This window comes from Cohnella boryungensis, from assembly GCF_042651945.1.
GTDB classification, from domain to species: domain Bacteria; phylum Bacillota; class Bacilli; order Paenibacillales; family Paenibacillaceae; genus Cohnella; species Cohnella boryungensis.
The window spans coordinates 98,419-111,564 of the sequence record NZ_JBHSED010000002.1 but is presented as its reverse complement, the minus strand read 5'-3'; the positions used below and the strand labels follow the sequence as shown (position 1 = coordinate 111,564).

Annotated in this window: 10 protein-coding genes and 1 pseudogene; 8 read left to right on the top strand and 3 right to left on the bottom strand. The window is 48.1% G+C overall.

Going from position 1 to position 13,146, the window contains the following annotated elements; all coding sequences use genetic code 11:
• Positions 1-179 precede the first annotated feature (179 nt).
• Entirely contained in the window at positions 180-3,062 is a 2,883-nt protein-coding gene (locus tag ACFO1S_RS00995) for a leucine-rich repeat protein (protein WP_378126058.1), read from the top strand.
• Positions 3,063-3,138: 76 nt separating this feature from the next.
• On the opposite strand, the gene ACFO1S_RS00990 is transcribed toward ACFO1S_RS00995, so the two are convergent.
• From ACFO1S_RS00990 to ACFO1S_RS28715, 3 genes and pseudogenes are all read right to left on the bottom strand, one after another.
• Positions 3,139-4,563 carry a HAMP domain-containing sensor histidine kinase gene (locus ACFO1S_RS00990; RefSeq protein WP_204603968.1) on the bottom strand — a complete coding sequence of 475 codons (1,425 nt, stop codon included), beginning with the start codon at positions 4,561-4,563 and terminating at the stop codon, positions 3,139-3,141.
• A complete protein-coding gene (locus tag ACFO1S_RS28720; RefSeq protein ID WP_417286488.1) occupies positions 4,560-4,841 on the bottom strand; it encodes a winged helix-turn-helix domain-containing protein in 282 nt (93 codons plus the stop codon). Before ACFO1S_RS28720 ends, ACFO1S_RS00990 begins: the two co-directional genes overlap by 4 nt.
• 44 nt (positions 4,842-4,885) lie before the next feature.
• A pseudogene (locus ACFO1S_RS28715) lies at positions 4,886-5,195 on the bottom strand (response regulator transcription factor); the annotation flags it as partial.
• 539 nt (positions 5,196-5,734) lie between these two features.
• On the opposite strand from ACFO1S_RS28715, the gene ACFO1S_RS00980 reads away from it, so the two are divergent.
• From ACFO1S_RS00980 to ACFO1S_RS00950, 7 genes are all read left to right on the top strand, one after another.
• Positions 5,735-6,706 carry a hypothetical protein gene (locus tag ACFO1S_RS00980; RefSeq protein WP_204603970.1) on the top strand — a complete coding sequence of 324 codons (972 nt, stop codon included), beginning with the start codon at positions 5,735-5,737 and terminating at the stop codon, positions 6,704-6,706.
• 27 nt (positions 6,707-6,733) lie between these two features.
• Positions 6,734-7,456 carry an ABC transporter ATP-binding protein gene (locus tag ACFO1S_RS00975; protein WP_204603971.1) on the top strand — a complete coding sequence of 241 codons (723 nt, stop codon included), beginning with the start codon at positions 6,734-6,736 and terminating at the stop codon, positions 7,454-7,456.
• Positions 7,453-8,178 (top strand): ABC transporter permease, encoded by a 726-nt coding sequence (locus tag ACFO1S_RS00970; protein ID WP_204603972.1) that lies wholly within the window; start codon positions 7,453-7,455, stop codon positions 8,176-8,178. Before ACFO1S_RS00975 ends, ACFO1S_RS00970 begins: the two co-directional genes overlap by 4 nt.
• A gap of 3 nt (positions 8,179-8,181) precedes the next feature.
• A complete protein-coding gene (locus ACFO1S_RS00965; protein WP_204603973.1) occupies positions 8,182-9,648 on the top strand; it encodes a sensor histidine kinase in 1,467 nt (488 codons plus the stop codon).
• A 17-nt stretch (positions 9,649-9,665) separates the two neighbouring features.
• On the top strand, positions 9,666-10,382 hold the full coding sequence (locus ACFO1S_RS00960; RefSeq protein WP_204603974.1) for a response regulator transcription factor: 717 nt from the start codon (positions 9,666-9,668) through the stop codon (positions 10,380-10,382).
• Positions 10,383-11,352: 970 nt separating this feature from the next.
• The gene (locus tag ACFO1S_RS00955; RefSeq protein WP_204603975.1) at positions 11,353-11,508 is read left to right on the top strand and encodes a hypothetical protein; all 156 of its coding nucleotides are present in this window, start codon (positions 11,353-11,355) and stop codon (positions 11,506-11,508) included.
• A 355-nt stretch (positions 11,509-11,863) separates the two neighbouring features.
• The gene (locus tag ACFO1S_RS00950) at positions 11,864-13,135 is read left to right on the top strand and encodes a DEAD/DEAH box helicase (RefSeq protein WP_204603976.1); all 1,272 of its coding nucleotides are present in this window, start codon (positions 11,864-11,866) and stop codon (positions 13,133-13,135) included.
• Positions 13,136-13,146 lie beyond the last annotated feature (11 nt).

Genomic DNA, 13,146 nt, shown 5'->3' with positions numbered 1-13,146 from the left:
TGCGGTTGAGAACACGGTGAAGAAGTGGGAAGGGAATAGACGAGCCCGCGAAATTTGGAATTTTTAATTACATAAATTTACATTATCTATTAAGAGTCCATTAAGATTCAAGTAAAAATTATCTAGTAAAATATGGAGTGGTGCAATCGGACAATAATAGAAGAGGGTGAAACAGTTACATGATGCGATCGAATTTGTTGGAGATAAGGAAGTTGATGATTTGTCTACTCACGCTGGCTTTGATTACGCTAGGTTGGTGGACAGGAGGTAGTATTCGGGAAGCGAAGGCGGATGCATTCGGAGATTTTGTATACACAACAAGTAACTCAGAAGTAACCATTACAAAATATAATGGAACGGACAAAGAGGTTGATATTCCTTCCACAATAAATGGATATCCTGTAACGAGCATAGAGGAACTGGCATTTACTAATAAACAATTAACGAGTGTGACGATCCCGAACAGTGTAACGAACATAGGTGAATTGGCATTTGCTGGTAACCTATTAACAAGTGTAACGATCCCGAACAGTGTAACGAGCATAGGGGTAATGGCATTTTATGTAAACCAATTAACGAGTGTAACGATTCCGAACAGTGTAACGAGCATAGGGAAAGAAGCATTTTATGGAAACCAATTAACGAGTGTGACGATCCAGAACGGTGTAACGAACATAGGTGTATGGGCATTTTCTCATAACCAAATAACGAGTGTAACGATCCCAGACAGTGTAACGAGCATAGGGGACGGGGCATTTTATGTTAACGAATTAACGACTGTGATGATATCGAACAGTGTAACGATCATAGGGCGAGATGCATTTGCTCATAACAAATTAACAAGTGTGACGATCCCGAACGGTGTAACGAGCATAGGGGATGGGGCATTTAGTTCGAACCAATTAACGAGTGTGACGATCCCGAACAGTGTAACGAGCATAGGGTATAGTGTATTTGGTTCGAACCAATTAACGAGTGTAACGATCCCGGACAGTGTAACGAGCATAGGGGCATGGGCATTTGGAAGTAACCAATTAGCGAGTGTGACGATCCCGGACAGTGTAACGAGCATAGGGGAACGGGCATTTAATAATAATAAATTAACGAGTGTAACGATCCCGGACAGTGTAACGAGCATAGGAGCATGGGCATTTGGAAGTAACCAATTAGCGAGTGTGACGATCCCGGACAGTGTAACGAGCATAGGGGAACGGGCATTTTATAATAATAAAATAACGAGTGTGACGATCCCGAACAATGTAACGAGCATAGGGGACGGGGCATTTGATTCTAACGCTTTATTAACGAGTGTTATTGTTGAAGGGGATTCAACTACAATTGGAGCTAATGCGTTTTCTGGAAATCCGAGTATTTCGATGACAGCTTTTGATCCTTCTCCAGCAAAGACGTATGCTTCTGAGAAGGGGTATCCATTCCTCAATATTTTATCTTACGGAGTCAGCTATTCTCCAAACGGCGAATCAGAGGGAAAGCAAGCTAATTCTACAAAAGTAACGGTAGCTGTTCCTGATTTTATAGAATCAGCCAGAACGTATTACCAATGGTCAACAGCGGTAACGGTGCCCAATTGGCCGAACGTGGAGTGGGTAGGGTTCACGAGCGAAGAGTCCATTTCTACGCCTCCTGTTGCGGGTATGTGGTATTTGCACGTTCGTGTTGACGATCAGAATGGAAGTCATGCAGCAGGATATTCTTATTCAAATGCGTTTAAAGTAGTTGCTGTGCCGAGCGCACCGACAAATGTAACGGCGATCGCAGGCAATGGAACGGTGACGGTCAGGTTCGACGCCCCAGCGAGTGATGGGGGAAGTGCGATCACGCTGTATACGGTTACGTCTAGTCCAGGAGGATTCACAGGAACGAGCACAACTGCGAGTCCGATCACGGTTACGGGGTTGACGAATGGCACGGAATATACGTTCACGGTGGTTGCAACGAATGGCGTGGGACCAAGCCCAGCTTCTTCCCCCTCCAACCCCGTTTCGCCAAGAAACAGCTCAAGCGGAAGTTCAAGTAGTAACAACGGTTCAATCAGCAGCCCAATCTACTCAACGAATGGGAAACTAACGCTTCCTTTAGGAAATACCGGCGAAGTGAGTTTAGATCAAGAGATCTTCATTCGTATTCCTGCTAATGCTACCAGCAAACCATTGGAAATTAACATTAAGAAGGTATCGAATACGCAACCTCTTTTTGCTCACAATGAAGTTCCGGCAAGCTCGGTGTACAATGTCCAGAAGAATATTCCGGAAAACCTCAACAAGCCAGCTACGTTGGTTATGGTATTCAACCCAATTCAAGTGAATAGCAACCAGACGGTAGCGATTTTTTACTATAATGATGCTACGAAAACATGGGTGAAAATCGAGAACGGCAAAATCGAAGGCAATCACATCAGCGTAGAGGTGGACAACTTCATGAAATTTGCGGTGCTGGTGGTAGATCGGGTGTCGGGGTTGCCCATTGGAGCACCGTCGATAGACGAGTCAAAGGAAGTTAACTTTACCGACATAACCGAACACTGGGCAGCGTCTAACATCAATAAGGCAGCACAGAGTGGATTTGTGAATGGGTATTTGGATGGCACCTTCAAGCCGAATGTCATCGTAACTCGTGCGGAATTTGTGGTAATGCTGATGAAGGCGCTGAAATCGCAAGAGGAAGCTGCGAAGCTTACATTCACTGATTCGGCGAAAATTGGCACATGGGCGCAGAAAGCAATAGAGCAAGCTGTTCAAGCTGGCATCGTTAAAGGCTACTCGGATAGCAGATTCCGTCCAGATGCGGAAATTACTCGCACAGAGATGGCCGTGATGATTGCCAAAGCGCTAGCACTGAAGGTGGAAGCAAATACGGTAACCGACTTCGTGGATGACGCAGACATTCCAAGCTGGGCGAAGGCTCAGGTAGCAGTGTTGAAGAATCTTGGCCTTATATCAGGCAATGGTACGAACAAATTCGCTCCCAATGATAAGGGAACTAGAGCGGAGGCCGTAACAATTCTGCTAAAGATGATTGCTCAAAAGAGTAAGCAGGGTTAAAGCAAGCGATCACCGTTATCAGAAATATGATTAACAGATAATAGGGCACCTTTTGGGTGCCCTATTACATTACCTATTATGACTTTGATTGTTCACGCTGATGATTTGGAAGCTGGACCTCGAATACTGTTCTTTCAAAAGGGACACTCGTCAAGGTAATTGATCCGTCATGAAGGGAAATGATTTCTTGGACAATGGATAGTCCAATGCCGAGTCCTTCGCCTTTTCTGCTGCCATCGACACGGTAGAACCGTTCAAAAACATGCTTTTGATCCTGTAAGGGAATGCCGCGTCCTTTATCGATAACCGTCATGAATAGGGCATCCTCCTTTTCCGTAAGCCCGATCTCAAGATAATGGCCTTCTGATCCGTAACGGATCGCGTTGTCCAACAGGTTTCGCAGCGCACGTTCGATTAGGGAGGCATCAATCCAGGCTTGGATATCCTCGTCAGGGATATTTACTTCAACAGTGAAGTTTTGCCCCTCAAGAAACATCAGGTATTCTGCAGCAATTTTTCGCATCATTTCAGATAAATTATGCTGTTCAACAAGAAGCTCTAAATTCCCCTCATCCTGCCTAGTAATATCTAACAATTGATCTAATAGCTTATCGATATAACGAGAGCGCTGCAGCATAACTTTGGCACTCGCTTGCAGTTCATTCTCATCCTTATACAAACCAGCGCGAATCGTTTCTGCGTAACCTAAAATCATCGTTAGCGGGGTGCGTAGATCATGGGAAAGATTAGATAACAGCACATTTCGTCTGATGTCAAATTGCTTGATTTGTTCGCCTTGATTTTGAATACGGCGAGCCATGGCATTATAATGCTTGGTGAGTTGGCCAATCTCATCCTTTTTCGTATCCTCAAGTACAGTGAGTTCACTTTGGAGGTTAAGCTGCCCAATAGCATGATTGAGCGTATTGATTCGTTTGTTCATGGAAGAGAAAAACCATAGAGATAGCAGATAGGGAATTAATAAAGCAATGATTAACGGTAGCATAAAAGTAGACATGGCTTTAAAAGTGCGCATGAAAAAATAAATTTGCCCTTGTTTCATGGCGTCACTGGAAAAGCTCATTAGCAAGTAATAGGGTTGATCCCCTTGGCTAATGGAATATGTAAGCGTAACCGGTTTATCGACCCCCCATAGGTTCTGAGGCATATGAAGCATTCGATTCGCAAGCTGCCCAAAAGCATAGGTTTTCTTTTCTCCGAAGGTATCATAGATCGTCGATCCATCTGCCGAAATCCATTCATAACGAATATCAGGATGGTTGCTATGAGCATTATCCAATATTGGCGTTATGTCTTCGATATGAAAAGCTTGACGGGTTGCAATCGTATCAAGGACTTCTTGCGAGATGGCGTTCAGGCTTTTCAGATCATAACCGCTATCTCCTATTTTACCTATAACGAGACTAAGTGAAGAAAACAGAAGAACACTAATGATTGCACTAATGAGCATAAATAGCCAAAGCTTTGTTCGACTTTTCATTGTCCATCTCCTGAGAATTTGTAACCGATTCCACGTATGGTGTGAAAGTAATGAGGCGAGCCCTCCGTGGGTTCAAGAATGCTTCGCAGTCTGCTTATAAAAACACTTAAATTGTTATCATCAAAGTTTTCATGATTCCATACCCGTTTGTAAATTTCTCTTTTGGTTAAAACGCGGTCTGGATTTTGCATGAACAATTCTAAAAGCCGGCACTCTACCGGGGTTACAGAAAATGATTCTCCATCATATCGCAAAAAATAATTATCGATATCCAGCACTAATTTGTTTAAACGTAGAATCTTGGTAGGAAAAGAAGAATGAGGGCGGTGTCTTCTTAACTGTGCTTGCACACGGGCAACCAATTCCACCGGGCTAAAAGGCTTTGTGACATAATCGTCTGCACCTAATCCGAGTGTCAGGATTTTGTCCTGCACTTCTCGTCTTGCACTAAGCGCAATTACTAATGATTCCATATTTGCGTCCCGTAGATACTCCAGTACCTCGAACCCGTTGCCATCATCCATCATGAGGTCCAATATCACTAATTCTATGGCATATTCCTGTAAGTATTGAATAGCTTGTCGTCCTGAACTGGCTTCTATGACTTGAAGTTCCGCTTGTTCTAAATGCATCCTAATTAACTGACGAATTTCGGGTTCATCGTCTACTATTAAAATTTGATTGATGGTGAATCATTCCTCCTACTTCAGCGAAATGAAGCCAATCTTGATCACGATCAAATCATATCAATAACAGATAGAGAAATACATATTTACGGCATTTCATTAAGAATCTATTAAGAAAAGTACATCTGTATTTTGATATGTTTGATCGATGGCACATTGATTCAATAAATCGATACTCTGAATGCCAGATCTAAATTTCGCTTTATAGATGTTACGCTGAACCGTATCACAAGTAGGTCAAATTTTTGAATCACGCTAACGGATTACGATAGTTGAAACATAGCGAGATCAAAGAAAGGGCCATCACGTAAAAAGGATGGCCCTTAAACTTGCCGTTGCAGACAGCGCGAAGAGCCGTTACTGATCATTCGAACCCACATTTTAGAAATATTTTCGAATTGGTTTCGAGGGAGTTTAGACTCCTCCTTTAGACTAAGGTTGTAAGCAAGAGAGAAACGATACAACCTTAAAGGAGCGAGAATGAAATGAAAAAGAGAAACCAATGGTTGATGATTGGCGGGACTGTTGCTGCAGTTACGTTGTTTACGGCGACGGCGTTCGCGTACACCCCGAATACGGAGGGGTACAACGCGTTCAAAGAGGTGCTGAAGGCGAACCAATTGTCGGGCAATGCGATTGAGAGCACGACGATGAACGGGAACTTCACCGTGACGGTAGACGGCAAGTCGGTGCTGGCCGCGGAAGGTAAGGCGAAGGTGGAGGACGCAGAAGACGGACACATCGTGAGCAGTGACTTCGACTTCACCCTCATGGGCGTCGCGCGCAGCGGCAGCCTGTACAGCAACGGTGATGAAAGCATCTATATGGTCGACCGCACGCACGATCTGAACTACCAGGTGATTAACATTGACGAGGGGAACGCCGGCAAGCACCGCATGTGGTCCCATCAGGACGACTCCCATGACCGCTCGATGAGCAAAGCGGAAGAAGTGTTTCTCGATTTCATCGTCGGCGACCTCAAGAATAACTTCAGCGTGGCGAACCATGCGGACGGCTCGAAGACGATTACGGCGGACATTGACGAGAAAGACATTCCGCTTCCGATTCGCCTGCTAATGGACGTGGCAGAGTCTAAAGACAGAGCTGAGCGCAAGCATACGGGGGAAGTACCTGCCGAATGGGAGCGGATCAAGCAACTGCCTTTCTTCCAAGGACTTAAGGATATCAACTTCGAAGAGCAAATGCCAAAGCTGACGAAGGACTTCGCGATTGAGCACGTGAAGCTCCAGTTCACGGTGGATGCGAACAACGAGCTTCAGAACGTGCAAGGCGAGCTTGAATTAAGCGGCAAGGACGAAGCGGGCGTCGCCCATACGGTGGAGATCGAGGGCGCGGGAGACGTCAGCGGCATTAACGCTACGATGCCGGACGTATACGACCCTGCCGGCAAGAACATCGAAATCATCGACGCGGCAACGTTCGAAAATCGCGACTAACATCACGATAACGGGGGGACCTGTCTTATGTTCGAAGTGAACGATCTATCGAAGGTCTACCCCGGCGGCCGCGGTATCCAAGGGCTCAATCTCACCGTACTTCCCGGTGAGGTTGTCGCCTTATTGGGGCCGAACGGCGCCGGGAAGACGACAGCACTGCAAGCGATGGCCGGGTGGCTCGAGAGCGACGGCGGGAATGCGCGATTGAATGGGGCCAGCGTCGCCGACCATCCCGAGTTGACGAGGCAGCACATGGGCTTGATGATCGGCGAGCCGACGCCGTACTCCTATCTCACAGGTTACGAGTATTTGAGACTCTATCATAAGCTGTACCCGGGCATCGACGAAGCGCGTATTCGGCAGACGATAGACCTTGTGGGAATGTCGAAGTACCACGGGCTCAAGATCAAGAAGTACTCCACCGGCATGAAACAGCGGATCGAACTCGCTAGCGCGCTGCTCCACCGGCCGAAGTTGCTGCTGCTCGACGAACCGTTCTCGGGCATGGACATCGAGGGTCGGCGGGAGATGGCCGCGATATTGCGCAATCTCGTAGCCGAGACGGGGATGAGCATCATCGTCTCGTCGCATCAGGTGCGCGACATCGAGGATTGGATCACGCATGCATGCATCGTCTTCGAAGGGCGGTATGTCGGTACCGCGAGCGTCGCACAGATTCGGGAGTCGTTCCCTAGCGTAGAAGAATACTATTTACACGGTATCGGGCAGGAAAGGAGCGGGGTAGCATGATCGCACAATTGAACTATCTCACGGGCGAAGAGCTGCGTAAGCTGCTCCGCGGAGGGAAGCTGAAGGTGCTGCTGCTGCTCGCCTTCTTGATCGGCGTCTTCTTCGTCTTCATCGGCGACCGTATCGGGGTGGACGACAACCTCCCGTCGACCGCGCTGGAACTGTTGCTTGCGATCGTGTTCCCCTTATTCATGGTATCGTTAGGGAGCGACCTTATGGTCGGCGAATTTAAGGACCGTACGATCAAGCATGCGCTGAAGCTGCCGGTCAGCCGAGAGTCCCTCTTCATAGGGAAAATGCTCGCAGGATGGACCGCCGGGGCGTTGATCGTACTAAGCGTGTTTATGCCGACGTTGATCGGAAGCCTGCTACTCCAGGGCGTGCCTGCACTCTCCGAACTGGGCGCGAATTTGGCTGAGCTCTGCGCTGCGATTCTTTTCTGCGGATTACTGGTGGTGCTGGTTAACTGCGTGGCCTTATGGACAGGGAGCGGCGGAGTCGGGCTGTTGGTAAGCGTTGTGCTGTGGATGGCGATGGGCGTTGTGGGCTTGCTCGAACCGCAGTTGAGCCGTTTCCTCGTAACCGACTACACGGACTGGGTGCAGCCGCTTCTGTATTCAGGCGATCCCGGCGCGTCGATCTCGGCATTGCTATTCATAATAGCCTACTATATCATTGGCACTATATTGGGCTTGTTAGCCTTCCAAAGAAAAGAGATCTAATAGATGTCTATTCGACTGAAGCTCATTTTAACGTATATTATCGGCATTTTGCTGACCGCGGCGATCGTCGCGGTGACGGGGATCGGACTCGTTACGGGGATCGTCTCGTATTTCGCGAACGGCATCGCGAAGGATCAAACCCCGCGCGAGGCGTTGGAGCGGGGCATCGATGTGATCGTGGACTTGCGCTATGCGGAGCGGTATAAACCTGAGGAGCTGTTTTCCCCCGCATTCGCAAGCTTGTTAGGGAACCAACTGCAGCCGTTCGGGGGGTTCCTTGTCGTCCAAGAAGACGAGCGATGGGAAAGCTACGGCGCGCTCAAGGAAGAGGATGCGTTCCTTGTGCAGTTGCGGAAGGACTTTTCGAAGCCGCGAAAACATGCGGACGGCGCGTTCACGGTGAGTTCGTGGGAAGGACGCGATTTGCTCGCGCTGCGGTACGATTTTCCGGCAATCGACGATCCCTTAACTTATTACCTCGTCATCGACGTGACGGAGATGTGGACAAAGGGCGGCCGTTTCCCGTTTTTTGTGCTGCTTGGCATAGCGATCTTATTTGGGATCATTATTGTCCCGCTGATCTGGATTACGACGAAGGACATCGTCAGACCTCTGCGACAGCTTGAACAAGGTTCCCGCCGTATCGCGGAGGGGGACCTGAACTTTAGCCTGCAATCGAAGGTGAGCAACGAAGTAGGCAGAGTGATTCGCTCGTACGAGAGAATGCGAAGCGAGCTCTGGCAATCGATCGGCGCGCAACTGGCGCTGGAGGAGAACCGCAAAGAGCTGATCTCGAACATTTCGCATGATCTGAAGACGCCGCTTACCTCGATTAAGGGATATGTCGAGGGGATTCGGGAAGGTATCGCGAACGATCCGGAGAAACTGAGGAAGTATATCGACGTTATTTATATGAAGACGCTCGACATGGACCGGATGATCGACGACCTGTTCCTGCTGTCAAAGCTGGATCTCGAGCAAGAGGAGTTCCACTTCGATACGGTGTCGCTAGAGGATTTCTATCGGCAGACTATGAGCGAGCTGTCCATCGAATATGAGAGAGCAGGAATACGGTTGACGGGCGAATACGAGGCAGGATCGGATGCTGTCGCGACGATGGATGCCCAGAAGATCAAGCGGGCCATCTTGAACATAGTCGGCAACTCGGTGAAGTTTATGGATAAGAAGGAACCGCATATCCATGTGTATTTTGGCCGGCAATCGGGGTCGTGGGTTATCGTGGTGAGGGATAACGGTCCCGGCATGGAGCAGAGCGAGTTAGAACGGATTTTCGACCGTTTCTATCGGGCGGATGCCAATCGGAATCAGAACGTGGCTGGCTCTGGGTTAGGTTTGGCCATCGTAAAGCAAATCGTCGCGGTTCATGGCGGGACGATTACCGCAAGAAGCGAGCTTGGGCAATCGATGACGGTGATGTTTACGATACCGATGAATGAGTCTCGATCATGACGGGAGAGAGTAAGAGGATGACGAAGCGGAAAGTGTTAATCGTCGAGGACGATCAAGCGATCGCCGAGCTGGAACGGGATTACCTTGAGGTACACGGCTATGAGGTGACCCTTCGGGCGGACGGCCGACAAGCGCTGGAAGAAGCGTTGGAGCAAGCGTACGATCTTATTATTCTAGACGTCATGCTGCCGGGTATGGATGGCTTCGACATTCTGCGGCGGGTTCGCGAGACGAAATTCATTCCGGTGCTGATGGTGTCCGCCCGCAAGGAAGATATCGATAAGATCCGGGGACTCGGCTTAGGCGCGGACGATTACGTAACGAAGCCGTTCAGCCCGTCAGAACTCGTGGCGAGGGTGAAGGCGCATCTTGAACGGTATGACCGATTGACCGGGGCCGCGGCAGGCGCCGGTTCTTCATCTGTCCGGAAGATGCGCCAGCTGAACATTCGCGGACTTACGATTCAGGTCGATGCCAGACGGGTCACGCTGAACGGGCAAGAGATCACGATGACCGCCAAAGAATTCGACCTGCTGCTCTTCCTCGCGGAAAATCCGGATCGGGTCCATTCCAAGGAGGAACTTCTGGATAAGGTGTGGGGAATCGATAACTTCGGGGATTCCGCGACGGTCACGGTCCACGTCGGGAAGATCCGCGACAAGATTCAGAAGGCCCCGGCGAAGCACCAGTTTATCGAGACGGTATGGGGCGCGGGTTATCGGTTTAAGGTGTGACTGCGGGGTCGTTTGTTGCTTAGTTATATCGCGGAGAAACTGTATCTACTAAAGGTGACTTAGGCACACTCGCGGGTGCCTTTTGATTTCGCTTTATGGATGATACGCTGAACCGTATCATAAGTGACGGCGAAAAATATTGGTATCGGGTAGGGGCTAGAGGCCTGTTGTAGTAGTGGAGCAAGGTGCTATAGAGATATGTTTATCCCCCTAAAGATGGATTTTAGGGGATTTTCGCGTGACTTCATACGCCAAAGTTTTCCAGATTCGTGGTATGATTGTGATGCGAATAAATTCGAAAATGATATGGACTATTTGCGAACTTCACAAATGAGACGTTATGTGAAATCCCCGAAAACTTAAATGCTTGAACTTAAAGGAGACTCTTTAAATGAACAATTACCAAAGCAATATTTTGGATATGCAAGAAGGAGCAGTTACACTTTTAGATATTCTTGGTTGGAAGGGAATTTGGCAACGTAAAGCAGTGCAGTTCAATCTTTATTAGAATTAATTGATAATGCAAAGGAACGAGCAGAAAAAATCATAGGACAACGAAAGAGATATAAAGATTTAGAAGTAGACGTCAAGAGTATTTCTGACACCATTGCTCTTGTAACATATGGCGAATGTGATTTATCACTTGAGTTTCATGCAGGCATGTCAGGAATAATAATTAGAGAATCACTTTTGCAAGGAATTCCGGTTAGAGGAGCTACATGTTATGGTCCACTTAGTACTAATGGCAATATAATGGTTGGTCCTGCGATAGACGAAGTAGCTTCATGGTATGAATCCGCTGATTGGATTGGTGTATTCCAGACACCATCAGCTTTTTTACGTGGAAATCAAAAAGTGTAACCTCCGAAACCAACCCGGAAATGCCTTTCAGTACGAGAAGCGGGATATGGATATATGAAAATGTTTTTAGGAATTATGACCTAATATTATGTTGCAAGGTGGTAGTACAATGACAACCAATGCAGTTGTTGCATTCATGGATATTCTCGGGTTCAGGGAGATGATTGAAAAAAATAAACTCGATGATATATCAAAACTTTACGACACTAAACTGACTCCGAAAGTAGAAAGTTTGAATAAAATTAGAGAGGTCAATGAGGCATAAGAGGGGGAATATTTTGGAAAAAGGGAATAGCAAAACAAGAAGCGGCTGGATTCTGCTCCTCAGTTCAATCGCAGCGTTTATGGTCGTACTGGATAGAGATCGGGGTTACGCCCCGGGCCGCCATTCTACCTCCTAACCTGCTTAACCACAATGCTCCAGTACAATTTCTCTGATGGTTTTTCCCGACTTTATTTTGCATGAGCAAGTTTCAAGTTAGGGTGTTTCTCCATCGGATCGGCACTAATGATGATGAGGTTATCAAACGTTTTCACTTTTTCAGTGGAAGTGCATTTTCTAGGGTATAATACTAGAATAGAAACTTGCGTATTGACTGGTTCTTGAAGAAGGAGATCGTATGACGTTTGAACAATTGCAGTTGATCCCCCCTATTATTAAAGCAATAGCTAAGGAAAATTATTCGCAGCCCACGCCTATTCAAGAGCAGGCAATCCCACCGGTGCTGGCAGGCCGTGACTTGTTTGGCTGCGCCCAGACAGGGACCGGCAAGACAGCGGCCTTCTTGCTGCCGATCATCCAACTGCTGAGTACACAGCAGGGTCGCCCGAAAGGTAAGCGCGTTATACGCTCACTGATCCTGACGCCTACGCGTGAGTTGGCTATTCAGATTTCCGACAATGCCAAATCTTACGGATGTTTCACGGATGTGCGCTGCGGCGTGATCGTGGGTGGTGTCACGCAGAGGGCTCAGGAGCAGTTGTTGGAGCAAGGCACGGACATTCTGATTGCAACACCGGGACGGTTGATCGACCTGATGAACCAAGGGTTCGTTGACCTGCGTCACGTGCAGATTCTGGTGTTGGACGAAGCCGATCGGATGCTTGATATGGGATTCATTCATGATATGAAGCGAATCATTGCCAAGCTACCCTCCAAGCGGCAGACGTTATTCTTCTCTGCGACTATGCCGTCTGAGATCACATCTTTGGTTAACACTTTGCTGAAGAATCCGGTAAAAATTGAGATTACTCCTGTTTCCTCAACGGCGGAGCGGATTAAGCAGGTCCTCTATTATGTGGACAAGCCGAATAAACTGTCGCTGTTGATCGATCTGCTACAGGATAAGTCGATCGCGAGCGCTATCGTGTTCACCCGTACGAAGCACGGTGCGGACCGGGTAGTGCGAGGCTTGACGAAAGTGAAGATTACTGCGCAAGCGATTCATGGCGACAAGTCCCAGAATGCCCGACAAGAGGCGCTGAATAACTTTAAAAGCGGTGCGACACGCTTGCTGGTGGCAACAGACATTGCGGCACGAGGCATCGACGTTGAGGAACTATCGCACGTTATTAACTTTAATTTGCCGAATATAGCGGAGACTTACGTACATCGGATCGGCCGTACTGGGCGTGCGGGCTTAAGTGGGATCGCGATTTCGTTCTGCGAGAACGAGGAGATTCCTTATCTGAAGGAAATCGAGAAGTTGACGAAGCAGAGAATCCCAGTGATTACCAATCATCCTTACCCGATGACAATTACGAAGTCGGAACCGGCGACGATCGTGGTGGACCGAGTCAAAGTCAACAGTGCGCCATCCAAGGACGATGCTCGCGGACATAGCGGCGAGGCTGGCCGCCGCCACAGACGGCGATCCAATGCTGGAAAGTAAGAAGAGGGAAC